Source organism: Actinomyces stomatis, assembly GCF_031292835.1.
Taxonomy (GTDB): domain Bacteria; phylum Actinomycetota; class Actinomycetes; order Actinomycetales; family Actinomycetaceae; genus Actinomyces; species Actinomyces stomatis.
In genome coordinates this window covers 112,237-128,529 of the sequence record NZ_JASPEP010000002.1, presented here as the reverse complement: position 1 = coordinate 128,529, position 16,293 = coordinate 112,237, and the positions used below count along the sequence as shown (strand labels likewise).

Below are 16,293 nucleotides of genomic sequence, written 5' to 3'. Positions count from 1 at the left end.
GCGTCCGTCATGGCCGGGCGGCCTCCTTCTCAGGCGACTGAGTGATGCGCTCGATGGCGGTCAGCTCGGTGCCGATGCGCTCACGCCAGGACGGCTGGGCCCGGCGCAGGGGATCGGCCAGTCGCGCCAGTCGCGACAGCGCAATCGCCGCTCCCAGCTCCTCGCCGCCCGGCACCGGCCGGTGCGCGGCATAACCATCCAGCAGCGCGCCCCGCTGAGAGGACGGCGCGACCGCCAGGTAGGAGCCCAGATCCGTCGCCGCCGGTGCCAGGCGCACCCGGTCGAAGTCGGTCAGCCAGATCCGACCGGTCGAGTACTCGTACAGCACCTGGTCGGGGGAGGCGTCGCCGTGGGTGAGAACCGGTGACCCCGGCAGTCTGGTGGGCAGCATGTCGCCCACCGCCCGCACCCGGCGCGCCAGCTCGGGGGCCAGGACGTCGAGCTGACGGGCATGGACCTCAGCCAGCTCCCGAGCGGTGGGATGCTGATGCGGCATCCGGTCGACGAGCTCCGGTGGCAGTTGCCCGGCGCAGGAGTGCAGCTCGGCCAGCAGTGCCCCCACGCGACGGGTGGCCTCCACGGGGCTCTGAGTGGTGGCCGGCCCATCAACGTTCCCGGAGTAGAAGTCAGCCAGATTCGTGTCTCCGCACCACTGCTGCACGCTGACGCGGCCCTCGCACCTGGCCACGGCCTGCGAGTCGAGGAGACCGGGGACCGGGAGGAACTCGGACAGGACGCGGTGGACATCATCGGCCGGCCCCCCGGCTCCGGTCCGCAGCCGCAGGACCTTGGAGCCGTCTCGCAGGACCAGGCGCCGTGAGGGGTTGTAGCGCAGCACGTCCCGGGCGTCCCAGGTACTGAGTATCCCCACACCCGTCGCCTGCGCGAGCGGCTCGGCCAGCTTGGGGTCGGTGAGGACCGGACCGCACTGCAGCAGCAGACCGTCGCCCAGGGACCGGGTGACGGGGGACTGCGCCAGCCCCAGAGAGGCGGCCGTGCGCTCGGCCTGAGCGGCCTTGGAGTGCGAGACCGGCCAGAGCAGACGGGCCCAGCCGGCTGTGAGCCCGGTGCCCTGCTCCGTCAACGACACCAGGACGGAGACCCCCGGCTTGATGCGCAGCCTGTCGGCCCGCACCGGGCGCTCGAGGAGCTCACTGAGCCGATCGGCGTCGAGCATCACGGCGACGGCATCGGCCGTGGTCATTGCGCTGATGATCGAAGGAGTCACGATCCGCTCCCCGCCAGGGCGAAGGACTCGGACAGGTGACTGTTCGCCCACCGACGGAAGTCGGCCGAGGAGTCCATGAGGTGCTGAGGGCTGCCCTCCAGCCGGATCCGCCCGTCCTGGATCCACACCACACGATCGGCGCGCATGGCGGCCTGTGGGTCGTGGGTGACGGTCAGGGTCGTGCGTCCGGCCACCAGCTCATCGATCGCCTCAAGCACCGCCGACGTCGAGGCCGGGTCCAGCCCCGTGGTCGCCTCGTCCAGGATGACGATCGGGGAGTCTCGCAGCAGCGCCCGAGCGATGGCGATGCGCTGACGCTGACCGCCCGAAAGGGTGCCGCCCCGCTCACCCACGGCCGTGTCGTAACCGTCGGGCATCTGGGTGATGAAGTCGTGGGCGTGGGCCGCACGCGCAGCCGCCTCCACCTCCTCATCGGAAGCATCGGGCCACCCCAGCCGGATGTTCTCCCTGATCGTTCCGGTCAGCAGCACCGCCTCCTGGTGCAGGACCGAGACCTGCGAGCGCAGGAACCGCAGATCCAGCTCGTCCAGGCTGTGCCCGTCAAGACTCACCGTGCCGGAAGACGGATCCAGGGCCCGCACCACCAAGGACACCAGAGTGGACTTGCCTGAGCCCGATGGGCCCACGAGGGCCACATGCTCACCGGGAACCACCGTCAGGCTCACACCGTGCAGCACCGGGCGTCCTTCGTAGGCGGCATGCACGTGGTCGAAGTGGACCATGCCGCGGACCGGGTCCAGCACGGTGGCGTCATCAGGGGAGACGATGTCGGGCTTGACCGCCATGAGGTCGGCCACCCGCTCGCCCGAGGCCGTCGCACGGGCGATACGGCCGGTGTACTTGGCCATGTCCCGAAGCGGCTTCATGGTGGTGCGCAGGTAAGTCGTGAAGAGCACCAGGTCTCCAGGAGACATGGCTCCGTTCAGGACCCGGATGCCTCCACCGACCATGACCACGGCAGTGGCCAGGCCGACGATGACGTCTGTGGAACGCTCCAGGCGCGCGGCGATACGGCGCGAGCGCACCCCCTCACTGAGCGACACCGTGTTGGCGCCCGTGAAACGCTCATGCAGCAGCGGCTCCAGACCGTAGGCCTGGACCACCTTGATGGCACCGAGCGCCTCCTGGGCGGTGTTGGCCAGGTTCCCCTCCGACTTGCGGCTGCGCAGCGAGGCCGCGGAGATCCGCCGCGAGTTGCCCGAGGACGCGAGCAAGAAGGCCACCACCGCCAGAAGCACGATCATAGCCAGCAACGGGTCCAGGAACACCATGACCACGACCATGACCAGCAGGGTCAAGGTGTTGGCGGCCATCGGCAGGCCGGCGGTGACAGCCACCTCCTGCATGCGGTTGACGTCTGCGATGAGCCGCTGAACCGTGTCCGCGCTGCGGTTGCGGGCGTGGAACTGCTGGGACAGGCCCTGGACGTGGTGGAAGGCCCGGCTGCGCAGCGAGGCCGCCGTGCGTGAGCCCACCAGGGCGAAGGCCACGGTGGCCAGGTAGTTGCACACCGCCCGGCCGGCCACGATCACCAGCAGGGCGATACCGAGCCCCACCAGGGAGGAGACCGTGGCAGGGGCGCTGCCCGTATGCCGACCCAGAGCCGCCACCAGCGAGTCGATGGCGATCTTCAGCGGCCAGGGCTCGAGCACCCGGAAGACCACCTCCGCCAGAAGCACCGCCGTGCCTCCGGCCATGAGACGCCACTGCGGCGCGGCATCAGGGCCCACCAGCCGCAGGGTCTGCCGCATGGGGGAGTGGCGCATCCGACTGCGTCCGTGGCGGCGCGGAAGCGAGTCCATCACCGCCCACCCCCCTGAGCGACACCGGCCAGCTCCAGGATCCGGCTGACGACCCGCTTCCAGGAGTGACGCTCCTCGGCCAGGAGACGCCCGCTGCGCCCCATCCGGGCTCGCCGCTGGGGCGAGGCCGCCAGATCATCCAGGGCCGCGGCCAGCGCTGTGGGGTCCGAGGGCGCCACGAGCACTCCGTGAAGCTGCGAGCCCTCCTTAAGCAGCTGGGGGATCTGCCCGACGTCGGAGGCCACGACCGCCAGCCCCGCGGCCAGGTACTCCAGGACCTTCATGGGGGAGAAGTACTGCTGCTCGCGACCTCCCAGATCCGGATAAGGGGCCACCCCGATCGCCGAACCCGCCATATGGGCGGGGATCTCCTCAGGCGCGACCGCCCCACGGAAGTCCGCCTCCACCCCCAGGCGCTCGGCCTGAGCCCGCAGCGAGTCCATCTCAGGGCCGTCCCCGATGATCCGCAGGCTCCAGTGCTGACGCGCCAGGGCCGCCGCCGTGATGAGGTCGGCCACCCCGTGCCAGGGCTTGAGCGTCCCCACGAAGGTGACGACCACCCGGTCGGGTTCTGCCGGCTGAGGCTGGATGCGGCGCACACTCACACCGTTGGGAACCGTGTGGATCCTGCCGGCGACGGCGTCCGCATCCGGCACATCCGCGGTGCGACGACGAACCCAGTCGGCCACCGGGTCCGAGACGCACACCGTGACCCGAGCGGCCCCGACCTGACGGTGCAGTGCCTGCTCGGCGCCGGAGGCGTCCACCAGCGAGCGGTGACGACGCTGCTCGTCGATCAGCGGAGCATTGACCTCCAGGATCCCCGGCACTCCGGTCGCCGCCGTGATGTCGGCCAGCGCCGTGGAGAACAGGGAGTAGCGCTCGTAGACCAGGTCGGCGCCGTCGGCGATCACCCGAGAGGCGATCCTCTCCGCGGCGTGCACCTGCGCCTGCTCCCGCTCGGCGGGCTCGACGTCGGCCACGGCCTCCAGGTGCAGCTCGAGGTTGGCCAGGTCGGTGGGCACGTGCTCGCCCGAGCGCAGGGCGTAGAGCACCACCTCGTGGCCGGCGGCCCGCAGCTCGCGAACGACCTCCTGGATATGCACCGAGGCGCCCTTGGTCCCGAACACCGGGATGCCCGGGTCACAGCAGATGTAGGCGATCCGCATCAGGCGGCTCCTTCCTGGTCGGCCGGGCACATGCTGGGAGCGGGGACGGGGCCCGACTGCCAGGAGGCCAGGACCTCGGCCTGGGCACGGGAGTCGAAGTGCTCCTCGATCAGTGCCCGCGCCCCACGGGACAGCGAGACGGTATCCACCTCGCCCAGCGCGATCCTGCGCAGGGCCACGGCCAGCGAGGCCGGGTCACCCGGGGGCAGAAGGAGGCCGGTGACGCCGTCGCGAACCACCTCCGGCAGTCCTGACACCGCTGTGGCCACGATCGGCGTCCCGCAGGCCATCGCCTCCAGGATCACCGTGGGCAGACCGTCGATGTTGCCGTCGGCCGCCTCGATGCAGGGTGCCGCGAAGACGTCCGAGCGCGCCAGCAGGTCGCGCACCTCCGCCTGCGTGAGCGGACCCAGCAGGCGGATCCTGTCGGCCAGACCCAGGCGGTCGATCTGCTCGGACAGACGCGCACGCTCGTCGCCGTCGCCGGCCAGCTCCACCTCGACGTCGACTCCGGAGCTCACCAGGATCCTGACCGCCTCGATCAGGTCGGCGAACCCCTTCTTGGGCACCAGACGCCCCACGGCGCACACCCGCAGCGGTTCGGCCCTCTTGGCGGACGCCGGCTCCGGGGCGCGGTAGGAGAAGCGATCCAGTTCGAGGGCGTTGTAGCGCAGCGACACCGTGGCTCCGGTTCCCGCCAGCACTGTTCCCAGGTACTCCTCGTTGTAACGGCTGATGGCGATGACCCGCTGCGCGTCGGCGCAGATCCGGCGCAGCCAGACCGGGTCCACCGACTCGTGGAAGATGTCCTTGGCGTGGGTGGTCACGGTGTAGGGGATGCCGGTCAGAGCCGAGGCGATCCATGTGACCCGCCCGGCCAGGGACGCGAAGTGCGCGTGCAGGTGGGTGATGGAGTCCCTGCGCGCCTGGCGCGCCAGCTCCACGCCCTGAGCCACCTCGTCACCGGGGAGCTCGGCCAGCACCGGCATGATGGCGGCGAAGCGCTCGCGGTCGTCCTGGCGGCTCAGGCCGTTGGCGAGCTGGGTCCACAGGTCGATGGCCCGCTGCGGGCGGCCCACCCAGCTGACCCGGGCGGCGACCCGGGCGATCTCGGGGTGGAAGCGTGAGTCTGTGGTGGGGCGCAGCGCATAGATGCTCAGATCCTCGCCCTGGGCCTCGCGAGCCAGGATCTCAGTGACGATGAAGGTCTCCGAGAAGCGGGGGTAGACCTTGAGGACGTATCCGATACGGGGACCGCCCTGGTGGGTGTCGAGTGTGGGATTCATGCGGGGATCTCCATCCTGGTGAGGCTGGTGGCGTGGCTGGCGAGATGACTGAGGCGGGTGGTGGGGCCGTCGTTTCGGTCGCCGACGAGCTCGGCGGCGAGCAGAGGGACGGTGGTCAGGCCGTCCAGGCGCAGACGACGTCGCCCCATCAGCTGGTGACGGGCGGTGTCCTGATCACGCAGCAGCAGCGTGAGCCGGTTCTCCAGTGCCGCGGCACTCAGATCCGTGACTCTCAGGAGATCGACGGCGCCCGCCTCCTTCAGGGCGGTGGCCCGGATGAACTGCTCAAGGCGAGGCGTCTCGCGCGGGACGAGGAGAGCCGGGGTGTCGGAGGCGAGGATCTCGCTGACCGTGTTGTACCCGGCCATCGAGACGACCGCCGCGGCCTGCTGGATATGGCGACTCATCCCCGGCCAGGACCGGCGCACGACGGTGCGGGGGCCGGCCGCCTGAGCAACCTGGTGGAACAGGGCGGCATCGAGCTGGGGGCCGGTGACCACGACATGCCGGTAGCCGTCAGGGACGCGTGCCTCCGCGGCGGCACGCAGCAGGTTGATGCCGTCGGAGCCGCCACCGGCGGTCGTCAGGATGAAGGGCTCCGGATCGAGGGCGTTACCGGCCAGTGCGGCTGACGCCTCGGAGCCGTCCCTGGCCTCAGCGATGTCGCGACCGTGGGCGAGGTAACCGGTGTAGCGCATCCGCTCCTCCAACGCTGCCGGGGCCTCACCGGTAGCGCTCAGGTCGTGGACCGCGGCGTCCCCATAGACCCAGACCTCGTCGATGAGCCGGCGCAGCGTGCCGGTGTCGCCGAGCGCATCCCACTCGCGTTGCACGGTTGCGGGGGTGTCCAGGACCTCGCGCAGACCGAGCACCACGCGTGCGGCGGGGTGGGCTCGGCGCAGGTGTGCCAGGGGCTCGCGCAGCTCCTGGTACACCCCGTAGGGATGCCGGTCGATGATGAACAGGTCCGGGGCGAAGGTGCTCAGGGCGCCGGACAGCAGGGCGCTCCGGACCAGGCTCAGGTCCTCACGGGTGATGCGCAGGCGCTGGGGCAGGTAGGTGCCCCCGGACTTCTTGACCCCCGGCAGTACCAGCCAGTCGAAACCGTCAGGGAGGCGATACTCCTGCCCCGGGGTCAGGCCGGTGACGACCAGGCCGGTGACGTCACGACCGGTGAGCCCCGGCAGTGCCCGGGCCAGGTGATGGGCCAGAGCGAGGTTGCGGCGGAAGTGGCCCAACCCCTTGGCGTCGTGGCTGTAGAGGGCCACACGTAGGGGAACGGTCGTCATGATCGTCTCTTCTCTTGTCTTGGTGTCGGTTCTGGATCGTTCTGAAACGATCCTGACCGGTCAGGAGAAGATGACGATTAAGGACGGATGAGAAAGCTCTCAGGTTTGTCGGAGGCTAGACCAGCTGCACCTGGACTCCGGCTTGACGCAGGGACTCAACCTGGTCGGCCGGGGCGCCGTCGTCGGTGATGACCGTGTCGATCTTGGAGGTGGGGCAGATGAGGGCGAAGGCCGTCCTGCCGAGCTTGGAGCTGTCGCACACGATGACGACGTGCTGGGCGGCCTCCACCAGGGCGGCGTTGACGGCGGCCTCGCCGTCGTGCTGGGCGTAGGCGCCTCTCTCATCGAGGCCCTCGACTCCCAGGAAGAGCGTACCCAGGCTGATCGAGGGCAGGATGAGGTCGGCCAGAGGGCCGGTGAGCTCGAAGGAGCGGGCGCGCGCGATCCCGCCGGTGACGACGACGCGCACGCACTGGCGCACGGCCATCTCGTTGGCGATGTTGACGGCATTGGTGACCAGGGTGACCGGCACGTCGGGATCGGTCAGGTCCGGCAGGAGTGCGATCTCGCGAGCCACCTCGGTGGTCGTGGTGCCGCCGTTGAGACCGACGGAGTCACCCGGGTGCACCAGCGCGGCCGCCGCCTTGGCGATACGGGTCTTCTCATCGGCCATCTTGGAGGTGCGATAGCGCAGAGGCGGTTCGGTGGAGGTGGGGTTGGCGATGGCGCCACCACGGGTGCGGCTGACCAGCTGCTGGTCAGCCAGATGGTCGAGGTCGCGCCGTGCGGTTGCCGCCGAGACTCCCAGCCGCGTGATGATGTCATCGATATGGACGCTGCCCTCGTCCATGACGATGTCGAGGATGGCCGAATGGCGATCATGCCGAGACATCTCGATCCTCCTGGGGCTCAAGGGGGTGGTGCGGGACGAAGATGGGGCGGACGGGGGAGCATGTACGTGATTTGCGCATCAACTATTTGTCTTATCCTAGTGACCGTGCGCAGGTAGTGGCGTACTGGCGTCAGCATAGTTCAGTAATGCCCGCACCTGCCTCCTGAGAGCGACACATAGCGATACAAACCTTGCTACTGTCGTCGACATCAATCACGCCGTTGCGTGGGGCGGTGGTCCTGCGGGCTCGCCGCCCCGCCCCCGAGAACAGAGAAAACATGGGATGTCCCGCTGACCTTGCCGAGCGCCTCCACCGTGAGGAGAGTGTCGTCGCCATCGGGGTCGACGTCGGTGCCGATGGCATCACCGCGGTTGTTGCTGATGGTCGGGGGAGTGCCGTCTCCTCCCTGGAGCGGCCTGTGCCCAAGGAGTGTCGCTCTGACGCTCACCGGTTGGCTCAGGAGATCGGGAGCGCCATCCAATCCTTGTGCGCGAGCGCTGCCGACGACCTCGGCGGTGAGGCCTCCGGGGCTCCGGCCCTCGTTGTCGGGATCTGTGTGCCTGGTGTCGTCGACGAGGGTGAGGGGTATGTCCGCCTCAGCGAGCCCCTTGGTCTGCAGGACGTCCCGTTGGCGAGTCTTGTGAGGCAGTCGCTGTCGTCTCGGAGTGGTGGGCCGTCCGGATTCTCCGGAGGCATTGAGGTGGCGCTCTATCAGGACGCTGGTTGCGGCGCCTGGGCTGAGAGCCAGTGGGGCGTGGCCGGGAGCGACTGCCTCTACCTGGCGGTCGGCGAGCGGATCTCCTCCGCCGTCCTGCTGGGTGGTGTCCCGGTGCTCGGTGAGGGCTGGGCCGGTCAGGTCGGTCGGATCCTGGTTCCCGATCCGGACTGGAGCGGGGAGAGGGCCCGCCTGGAGGACGTCGCCTCCGTGTGCGCGATGGCGAGGCGACACACCGCCGGCATGCTCGATGATTCCGCTGGTTCCCTTGACTCCGGCTCCAGCGCCGCCGCGGAGGCGTCGAGCGGCCGCGATGACGCTTCCGGTGGGTCATCCGCTCAGTGCGCCTCAGGTCTGGAGTCCCTCCTCAGTGCGATGGCTTCGGGGGATCGGGAGGCGCGCCGCGTCTGGGACACCGGTCTGGACTCTCTGGCAGAGCTCGTCGCTCACAGCGTCGGTCTGCTCGGCCCGCTCGACGTCGTCGTCAACTCGGAGCTCGTGCGGGCTGATGAGGCCGTGTTCCTTGAGCCTCTGCGACGCCGGGTGGCTGACCTCGTGGGTGAGCTGCCGACGCCGCGACTGGTGACGGCCCGGCTCGGGGTGTCGGCCCCGGTATTGGGGGCGGCAGGACGCGCACTGGCTAACTGGAAGTGATCTGACGGTCACCTGAATACTGCCTTGTGTCTCTGCGCCGTTGGCTGACAACTCGCTTATGGCGTTGCGGAGACCCACAATGGGGGCAGGCCATGGCAGTATGTTCGCCAACTGCAGTTGTCCAAGCCGGTTGAGGAGAACCAAACGTGTCCCCCAGGAGAGAAGCGAGGCGCAGCGCGTGACCCTGTCTGCTCGTCCGCTTCGCATCGGCATCATGGGTGGAACCTTTGATCCGATCCACCATGGGCACCTGGTCGCGGCCAGCGAGGTTCAGAACGTCTTCGCTCTCGACGAGGTTATCTTCGTGCCCACCTGGGCCCAGCCCTTCAAGAAGGAGCGCAAGGTCTCCCCGGCCGAGCACCGTTACCTCATGACGGTGATCGCCACGGCCTCCAATCCGAGGTTCACAGTCTCCCGGGTCGATATCGACCGGGGCGGTACGACCTACACGATCGACACCCTTCATGACATCGCAGCCGAGTACCCGGGCGCGGAACTGTACTTCATCACTGGGGCGGATGCGCTGGCGCAGATCCTCACCTGGAAGGACAGCGAGGAGATCTTCGATCTGGCTCATCTGGTAGGGGTCACGCGTCCCGGGCACGTTCTCAGTGACTCCGGGGTTCCCCGTGACCGGATTTCGCTGGTGGAGGTGCCGGCCATGGCGATCTCGTCGACGGACTGCCGTCAGCGGGTCGGGGAAGGGTCTCCGGTGTGGTACCTGGTTCCTGACGGTGTCGTGCAGTACATACGCAAGTACGGGCTTTATCGTATGGCCTTGCGGCCGGCGTCGGCGACGTCGATGACGGCGAGAGTGGCCCGCGAGCAGTCCCTGAGGAAGGAGAACGACGGTGAGCACTGAGCAGACCGGCGTCAATGCCCCCACGTCCGAGGAGCCGACGCAGGATGAGCACGCTCCACGCGGTAGTCGTCGTGCGATCCGACAGGCGGAGCGCGCCGCGGAGCGCGAAGCGATCCTGACCGGTCAGCAGCCGCTCCTGACTCGACGTGAGATGAGGCGTCTGCGTGAGGAGGCCAAGGCGCTCAGGGCCGCCGTCGAGGCGGGCGAGATCACCCCTGAGCAGGCCCAGGCGCTCCAGGACCCTCTTGCCGATCCTGCGTCGGTCACCTCCCGTGCCTCCGCCGCGTCGGGTGAGGATGCCCAGCTCGGCTTGGGGGAGTCGACCGAGCTTCCCGCCGCGGACGGGGTCGACTATCTCGAGCAAGGAGGGCAGAACCCGCCCCTGAACCTGTCCGTCCCCGAGGGGCCGGCCGCCTCCGCTCCGAGCTGGCGTTCGCTGTCGGCGGCCGAGGCCGTGGCGATCTCCGAGATCGAGACGGGACTGATGGAGGCCGTCGACCTGCCGGTGGCCACCCTCGACTACGACGCTCACTGGGCTGCGAACGCCAGCTCCGAGCCGGCACCGGTGCCCACCCGTTTCTCGCTCAAGGACCGCCTTGAGGGAGGCTCCGTCTCCGAGACGGACGAGCCGGAGAGCCCGGAGGCCAATGAGCCTCAGAACGCCGTTGAGGTGATCGACGACGCCGAAACCGACGAGCCCTCCACCAGCCCCTACGACTACCGTGAGGGTTTTGAACCGACAGTCCAGGGCGACGGGGAGGCATCCTCGCAGTCCTCCTCCTCGTCGGCCAACGCCGTGAGCGCCGCCTCCGCTGTTCCTGCCGTCTCCACAACCGTGTCCGGCGCTGCTGACTTCGCCGCCTACGAGCAGGCCGGGGCCCCGCGGACCACTGAGTCCGCCCGCAGCGGACTGAGTGCTGGGTCAGCATCCTCCGCCGGCTCGGTGCGCCGCCCCATCGTGCGCATTCCGGCCGCCGCGCAGGGGGTGCGCACCGTTAACGCCTCCACGGGAGAGCTCAGCTCGGTCCAGCCCGTGGACAGCTCGCCATCCGCCCAGGACGCCGCCGATGCACAGGACGTCTATGGTGTCCCCTCCATTGAGGAGCCGATGGTGCAGGACGACGCTGCGGTCGAGGTCGACCTCGAGGCGCAGACCATGGTGGTGCCGACGTCGGCGCCTTCGTCTTTGGCGGAGCAGGACTCCGAGTTCGGTGCGCCCGGGGCTCCGCAGTGGAGGTCACTGCATCAGCCCTCGCAGGCGGACGACTTCCAGGAGGCGATCGTGGCCGGGACGGCTGAGACCTCCGTTGTCTCCGGTGAGGCCGTCAGTCCCTACGCCTTCTACAGCGATGAGGCCGAGAACGGCAATGGTCCGCTCGGGGCCTCCGAGTGGGACTCCGTGGCGGTCCCGGCTGCTGAGGCGCCCGAGGAGCCCTACCTGGCTCCCGTCAATGAGGTGACGGGGCGGGTTCCCACCCCGGATCACGTCCTGCCGATGGAGCAGCCCAGCTCCTCCTCTCGCATCGGGAAGATCCTCATGGCCGCACTCATCATCGTTCTCCTGCTAATCATCATCGCTGTCGTCCTGGCGGTACTGATCAGCGGCGGCAAGATCGGCGGCGGCACGAGCGCGATGGCCGCCACCATCGGTGCGGGGGAGTGGATCCGTCAGCTCGTCTGACGGGGGTGTGCACGGTACAGTCGCCGCTGCCGCATGATGTCTGACTGACCGTCCTGAAGGAGATCCGTGTCCGCCACTGAACACGCCACTGGTCTGGCGATCGCTGCCGCTCGCGCGGCGGCTGATAAGAAGGCCGAGCACCTCGCCGCCATCGACGTCTCCGAGCGGCTGGGGCTGACCGATATCTTCCTGCTGGCCTCCGGGGCGAACGACCGCCACGTCCACGCCATCGTCGATGCGGTCGATGAGGCCATGCACCATGCCGGCGCCAAGCGCCGTACCCGGGAGGGCTTCGCCGACGCCCACTGGGTCCTGGTGGACTACGGCGACGTCGTCGTCCATGTCCTGCAGAACGAGGACCGGGAGTTCTACTCGCTCGAACGACTGTGGAAGGACTGCCCCGCTATCGAGCTGCCGGTGGACCTGACGCATGAGAACAGGCGAGATGGTGATGCGGTCAGTGGGCGGGAGAGTACTGCCTCATGACGGATCTCATTCTGTGGCGCCATGGCCAGACCGACTACAACAGTCAAGGGCGTATTCAGGGGCAGGTCGATATCCCTCTGAATGAAACCGGGCGTGACCAAGCGCGACGTGCCGCAGAGGGCATCGCGGCGCTGGGGCCCACGCGCATTGTCTCCTCCCCGCTGGTGCGGGCTCGGGCCACGGCTGAGGTGCTGGCGTCGCTGATCGGCCTGAGCGTCGAGATCGATCAGGGACTGGCGGAGAAGTCCTTCGGGGACTGGGAGGGACTCAAGGCGGCCGACATCAAGAAGCAGTGGCCGGAGCACTATGCCACCTGGCGGGCCGGAGGAGAGCTCCCTCAGTTCAGGATCGAGGGGCGCCGTCAGACCGCCGAGAGGGTGGGAGAAGCACTCAAGTCCATCGTTGCAGGCGCTCAGAAGGACGACGTCATCGTGGCCGTCTCCCACGGAGCGGCCACCAACCTGGGGGCCACCTACCTGCTGGGAATGGACGCCCAGGAGTGGTTCGGTCTGCGTGGCATGAGCAACTGCTGCTACGCGCTCATGCGGACCAATAAACGGCCTCCGGGCTGGTCGGTGGTGGCGTGGAATGCCGGACCGCCGGTGGACTCCAGCCCGTTGGGCAGGATCCTGGGCTGAACGGGTGAGGTAGTGCACGTACCGCGGATTTGCTCTGACGGGTCCGATCTTCATACAGTTATCCGCGTCGCCGCACGCGAGCGACGCCCGAACGGGGCTATGGCGCAGTTGGTAGCGCGCTTCCATGGCATGGAAGAGGTCGGGGGTTCGAATCCCCCTAGCTCCACGATCCTCTCGGAATGAACCCGAGTGGGACACCCGTGAAGGGGCTATGGCGCAGTTGGTAGCGCGCTTCCATGGCATGGAAGAGGTCGGGGGTTCGAATCCCCCTAGCTCCACAAAGACACCGATCAGGCCCCGCCGTCCAGGCGAGGGCCATTTTGTTTCCCTGCTTGCCGCTGGAGTATGCGGCACAATGCGGGTATGGCTACCGCTGTGCTGGTCAAGGCTCTGGGCGCCTTCTTCGCGATCATGAACCCCTTTGTCAACCTGCCCCTGTTCCTGAGCCTCACCCAGGAACAGGATGCTGCGACCCAGCGGCGCACAGCAGTTCGTACAACGATCTCCTCCACCATCATGTGCGCCGTCGTCCTGCTCCTCGGTGCGACGATCCTGAGATTCTTCGGCATCGGCGTCGACGATTTCCGGATCGCAGGCGGAATCGTCCTGCTCATCATCTCCTTGTCCATGCTCAATGGCAGTGGCTCCAGCGCTCACGAGGGGAGTACGCAGGAGAAGGAGCAGCGCAACGTCGTTGCTGGTGGTGGGAACGACGTCGCCTTCTACCCCATGACCTTCCCCATCCTCGTGGGTCCAGGAACGATCGCAACCATCATCGTCATCCAGTCCCAGGCTCGAGGCTTGGGTGGGCATGCGGCGGTTGCGGCTGCACTGGCGGCCGTCCTCGTAGCGCTCGGGATCGTCCTCTACTTCTCAGCCAGCATCGGTGCTCGCCTGTCCATGACGATGCGCAACATCATGACCCGCCTCATGGGTATGATCCTGGCCTCGATCGCGGTGCAGATGATTGTTGTCGGGATCCAGCACCTCTTCCCTGGGCTGGCTCGCTGAGACACGCTCCACGTGCGGGTTTCTGTCAGGAACTGGCCCCTCAGGGACTCTGAGGGTAGCCTCACCTTCAGATGTTGCCGGGAGCACCCCGCCCCCGCATGTGGCAACACGGTAGGAAGGTAAGCGTGTGACGTCCGTTCAGGTCCCCGACATCATGCAGCGTGCCCGGCGCATGGCCAGGCGTCTCCTGGCCGGCAGTGGGAGTGCCGCTGTGACGGCCTACCGCATCGACCCATCCGCGCCGGCAGCCTTCGTCGCTCATGCCATGCGGGCCGATGGTCGGATCCTCGTCGCCGCCTGCCCGCCCGAAGGTACCCCGCTGGCCATCGCGCCCGACGACGTCGCCGTCGACATCCGGCTCGACGTCACTCTCGATGCCGCTGAACCCGGTGTTCGCATCACGGCCGCCACCGCTCATCTGCTCGGGAACCTGACCTGGATCGAGGGCGAGGACCGTGCCCTGGTCCTCGCCTCCTCTCGGGCCTCCGCCTGCCACTGCGCCATCGTCGGCGAGGATCCCCTCGAGCGGGTCCGAGAGATCGCCTCGGGACCTGGTGGGCGGCTGGGCGTCATCATCTGTGAACGGGTCATGCTTCACTGCGTCTCCGGGGTCTCCAGCCACGACATTGAGGAGATCCTCGATATCGACTCGGCCGATGCCGGCGCAGTGCCTTCAGCCTCCTGGAGCCCTCAAGAGATCATGGACGCCCATGAGGCGGTCAGCGCTGTTGGTCAGCTGGGGCTGCGGGCCGTGTGTGAGGCCGTGCGCGAGGGTCAGATGCCTGGATGGATCTGCTCCTCCCGCCCCGCCGTCGGGGTGTGCCCCACCTTGTGGGACCGGACCCTGTGCGTCGACGTCGACGCCCACGGAGTCACCCTCATGTCCATCACCGGGGAAGAGGTCACCACTCTGGTGGTCTCCTTCCCGCAGGCCCTGACCGAGGCCGCAGAGGTCGGGCCGGTTCTCGAGCGGCTCGCCTCCCAGGCCCTCCCGCAGCGCCTGGCCCGTCCCTGAGCGGTATGCCTCGGTTGTGGTTCTGAACGTTCCTGTCGCAGAGACCGGAACGGGGGATACCACCGTGCGGTGGTATCCCCCGTTTGGCCCCCAGCCGCTCGAGCTGGAGAGCCTTCCGGTCAGCGAACCTCGTAGGTCTTGCAGGAGGCGGTGTCGCCGCCGACGGTCACGGCCTCGGCCGTGCACATGAGGTCCTTGTTGTGGACGCACTCCAGGCGCTGGCAGGCCCCCACGTGGCCCTCGGCCACCGGCAGGCCGCCGCGGGCGTCGAGGCTGATGAAGGTGTCGCAGGCCGGTGCGCCGTTGTCGCCGCCGACGGTGATGGCGAAGGCGGTGCAGCCACCGTTGTTGAAGGCGCAGGAGGTGGTGGTGCAGGAGGAGATCTTGGTGACGGGCATGATGCTTTTCCTTTCGAGCGGATGTGCGCTGTGGACATGAGTAACGTAAATCCGCATCCGCCCACCGGCAACGAAGGGCAGCCTGCCCTGCTTCGAGCCGCATCGAGAAACGTTGAAATTCCGCCATTTTGGTGCTTCGTGTCGGGCTGTTTCCGCCCGTTGGAGGCCCTTGGGAACGGGAGGGGTTGTGTGCCGTCGGTTTTCGTTATTCCTCCCAGGTAAGGCAGTCCTGCTCGGATGCGGCCGAGGATCTGCCGCGATGCGCAGGGTGCTACGTCAAAGGCGGGGCGGGCTGTGCCCACCCCGCCTCAGGAGAAGAGGAGTTGCCGCCTTCCGGGTCACTCGGAGGGCCGGGTGTCCCGGAAGACCTCGCGTGGATCAGCTGTGGGCGGCCGCCACGGCCAGGCGCAGAGAGTCCGCGAAACGTGTCTCGCGCTCGGCGGCGCTCATGTCGCCGGAGTGATCCAGCAGGTGGTCGGAGACGGTTAGAATCGCCAGTGCCTGCTTGTCGTACTCGGCAGCGACCCCGTAGAGGGCTGCGGCCTCCATCTCCACTCCCAGGACCCCGTGCCTTGCCAGCGCCTCGGTCTGCCCCTCGGGGGTGAAGTAGAAGTGGTCCCGTGACATGACTGTGCCCAGGTGGACTGTTCCATCGACCTGTCCCTGCTCGAGCAGTGAGGCCTCGTATGCGGCGGCTGCCAGTCGGAAGTCTGCGACCGCGCAGAAGTTGACGCCCGGGATGCGCAGCTGGTTCATGGAGGAATCCGTGTGGGCGCCGGTGGCGATAATGACGTCGCCGACCTTGACCTTCGGGGAGAGGGCGCCGGCCGTGCCCACCCGAATGATCCGCTCCACTCCGAACTGGCTGAACAGCTCGGTGGCGTAGATCGTGAAGGAGGGCTGGCCCATCCCTGAGCCCATGACGCTCAGCGGCCTTCCGTTCACGGTCCCGGAGAAGCCCAGCATTCCGCGCACATCGGTGACCAGGCGGGCGTCATCCATGAGGAGCTCGGCAATGCGCCGGGCCCGCTTGGGGTCGCCGGGCATGAGGACGGCGGGGGCGAAGTCTCCGGGCTCTGCGGCGATGTGAGGGGTGGCCATGAGGATCCTCTCGGGGTGGTGAGTCAGGTGTCGGCAGTGGTGTT

Annotated in this window: 15 protein-coding genes and 2 tRNA genes; 9 read left to right on the top strand and 8 right to left on the bottom strand. The window is 68.1% G+C overall.

Translation table 11 applies throughout. The annotated features are described in order from the left end of the window. Nucleotides 1–7: 7 nt before the first annotated feature. From RIV12_RS01850 to RIV12_RS01825, 6 genes are all read right to left on the bottom strand, one after another. A complete protein-coding gene (locus tag RIV12_RS01850; protein WP_309321818.1) occupies nucleotides 8–1,228 on the bottom strand; it encodes an aminoglycoside phosphotransferase family protein in 1,221 nt (406 codons plus the stop codon). Continuing rightward, nucleotides 1,225–3,000, bottom strand: a complete 1,776-nt coding sequence (locus RIV12_RS01845) for an ABC transporter ATP-binding protein (protein WP_075419071.1) — start codon at nucleotides 2,998–3,000, stop codon at nucleotides 1,225–1,227. The genes RIV12_RS01850 and RIV12_RS01845 overlap by 4 nt, the downstream gene beginning before the upstream one ends. Before the next feature lie 50 nt (nucleotides 3,001–3,050). Further along, nucleotides 3,051–4,220, bottom strand: coding sequence for a glycosyltransferase family 4 protein (locus tag RIV12_RS01840; RefSeq protein ID WP_309321817.1), 1,170 nt, complete (start codon nucleotides 4,218–4,220; stop codon nucleotides 3,051–3,053). Then, nucleotides 4,220–5,506 (bottom strand): glycosyltransferase, encoded by a 1,287-nt coding sequence (locus tag RIV12_RS01835; RefSeq protein ID WP_309321815.1) that lies wholly within the window; start codon nucleotides 5,504–5,506, stop codon nucleotides 4,220–4,222. The genes RIV12_RS01840 and RIV12_RS01835 overlap by 1 nt, the downstream gene beginning before the upstream one ends. Continuing rightward, complete coding sequence (locus RIV12_RS01830) at nucleotides 5,503–6,795, bottom strand: glycosyltransferase family protein (RefSeq protein WP_309321813.1); 1,293 nt, start codon at nucleotides 6,793–6,795, stop codon at nucleotides 5,503–5,505. Before RIV12_RS01830 ends, RIV12_RS01835 begins: the two co-directional genes overlap by 4 nt. Before the next feature lie 115 nt (nucleotides 6,796–6,910). Next, complete coding sequence (locus tag RIV12_RS01825) at nucleotides 6,911–7,687, bottom strand: DeoR/GlpR family DNA-binding transcription regulator (protein ID WP_309321812.1); 777 nt, start codon at nucleotides 7,685–7,687, stop codon at nucleotides 6,911–6,913. Nucleotides 7,688–7,965: 278 nt separating this feature from the next. Here RIV12_RS01825 and RIV12_RS01820 point away from each other — a divergent pair, with 278 nt between their 5' ends. The 9 genes from RIV12_RS01820 to RIV12_RS01780 all read left to right on the top strand — a co-directional run bounded on the left by RIV12_RS01820 (nucleotide 7,966) and on the right by RIV12_RS01780 (nucleotide 14,750). Further along, nucleotides 7,966–9,057 (top strand): ROK family protein, encoded by a 1,092-nt coding sequence (locus RIV12_RS01820; RefSeq protein ID WP_309321810.1) that lies wholly within the window; start codon nucleotides 7,966–7,968, stop codon nucleotides 9,055–9,057. A gap of 178 nt (nucleotides 9,058–9,235) precedes the next feature. Then, entirely contained in the window at nucleotides 9,236–9,919 is a 684-nt protein-coding gene (gene nadD / locus RIV12_RS01815; RefSeq protein WP_009405885.1) for a nicotinate-nucleotide adenylyltransferase, read from the top strand. After that, nucleotides 9,909–11,600: a hypothetical protein gene (locus tag RIV12_RS01810; RefSeq protein ID WP_309321808.1), complete on the top strand. Its 1,692-nt coding sequence runs from the start codon at nucleotides 9,909–9,911 to the stop codon at nucleotides 11,598–11,600. Before nadD ends, RIV12_RS01810 begins: the two co-directional genes overlap by 11 nt. 66 nt (nucleotides 11,601–11,666) lie before the next feature. After that, nucleotides 11,667–12,086, top strand: coding sequence for a ribosome silencing factor (gene rsfS, locus RIV12_RS01805; RefSeq protein WP_309321807.1), 420 nt, complete (start codon nucleotides 11,667–11,669; stop codon nucleotides 12,084–12,086). Next, nucleotides 12,083–12,724, top strand: coding sequence for a histidine phosphatase family protein (locus RIV12_RS01800; protein WP_075419062.1), 642 nt, complete (start codon nucleotides 12,083–12,085; stop codon nucleotides 12,722–12,724). The genes rsfS and RIV12_RS01800 overlap by 4 nt, the downstream gene beginning before the upstream one ends. Before the next feature lie 93 nt (nucleotides 12,725–12,817). After that, a tRNA-Ala gene (locus RIV12_RS01795) sits at nucleotides 12,818–12,890 on the top strand. Nucleotides 12,891–12,929: 39 nt separating this feature from the next. Continuing rightward, a tRNA-Ala gene (locus RIV12_RS01790) sits at nucleotides 12,930–13,002 on the top strand. A gap of 85 nt (nucleotides 13,003–13,087) precedes the next feature. Beyond that, entirely contained in the window at nucleotides 13,088–13,735 is a 648-nt protein-coding gene (locus tag RIV12_RS01785) for a MarC family protein (RefSeq protein WP_309321805.1), read from the top strand. A gap of 127 nt (nucleotides 13,736–13,862) precedes the next feature. Next, the gene (locus RIV12_RS01780; protein WP_309321803.1) at nucleotides 13,863–14,750 is read left to right on the top strand and encodes a hypothetical protein; all 888 of its coding nucleotides are present in this window, start codon (nucleotides 13,863–13,865) and stop codon (nucleotides 14,748–14,750) included. Between the two features lie 119 nt (nucleotides 14,751–14,869). Here RIV12_RS01780 and RIV12_RS01775 read toward each other — a convergent pair whose 3' ends face one another. Further along, nucleotides 14,870–15,148 (bottom strand): DUF1540 domain-containing protein, encoded by a 279-nt coding sequence (locus RIV12_RS01775; RefSeq protein WP_309321801.1) that lies wholly within the window; start codon nucleotides 15,146–15,148, stop codon nucleotides 14,870–14,872. A 378-nt stretch (nucleotides 15,149–15,526) separates the two neighbouring features. Then, a complete protein-coding gene (gene deoD / locus RIV12_RS01770) occupies nucleotides 15,527–16,249 on the bottom strand; it encodes a purine-nucleoside phosphorylase (RefSeq protein ID WP_309321800.1) in 723 nt (240 codons plus the stop codon). Between the last annotated feature and the right edge of the window lie 44 nt (nucleotides 16,250–16,293).

What these genes read in the sequence shown, in the direction of transcription:
- RIV12_RS01845 (WP_075419071.1), bottom strand. Translation starts at nt 3,000, where the DNA reads ATGCGGCAGACCCTGCGGCTGGTGGGCCCTGATGCCGCGCCGCAGTGG.
- RIV12_RS01840 (WP_309321817.1), bottom strand. Translation starts at nt 4,220, where the DNA reads ATGCGGATCGCCTACATCTGCTGTGACCCGGGCATCCCGGTGTTCGGG.
- RIV12_RS01835 (WP_309321815.1), bottom strand. Translation starts at nt 5,506, where the DNA reads ATGAATCCCACACTCGACACCCACCAGGGCGGTCCCCGTATCGGATAC.
- RIV12_RS01830 (WP_309321813.1), bottom strand. Translation starts at nt 6,795, where the DNA reads ATGACGACCGTTCCCCTACGTGTGGCCCTCTACAGCCACGACGCCAAG.
- RIV12_RS01825 (WP_309321812.1), bottom strand. Translation starts at nt 7,687, where the DNA reads ATGTCTCGGCATGATCGCCATTCGGCCATCCTCGACATCGTCATGGAC.
- RIV12_RS01820 (WP_309321810.1), top strand. Translation starts at nt 7,966, where the DNA reads ATGGGATGTCCCGCTGACCTTGCCGAGCGCCTCCACCGTGAGGAGAGT.
- RIV12_RS01800 (WP_075419062.1), top strand. Translation starts at nt 12,083, where the DNA reads ATGACGGATCTCATTCTGTGGCGCCATGGCCAGACCGACTACAACAGT.
- RIV12_RS01785 (WP_309321805.1), top strand. Translation starts at nt 13,088, where the DNA reads ATGGCTACCGCTGTGCTGGTCAAGGCTCTGGGCGCCTTCTTCGCGATC.
- RIV12_RS01775 (WP_309321801.1), bottom strand. Translation starts at nt 15,148, where the DNA reads ATGCCCGTCACCAAGATCTCCTCCTGCACCACCACCTCCTGCGCCTTC.
- deoD (WP_309321800.1), bottom strand. Translation starts at nt 16,249, where the DNA reads ATGGCCACCCCTCACATCGCCGCAGAGCCCGGAGACTTCGCCCCCGCC.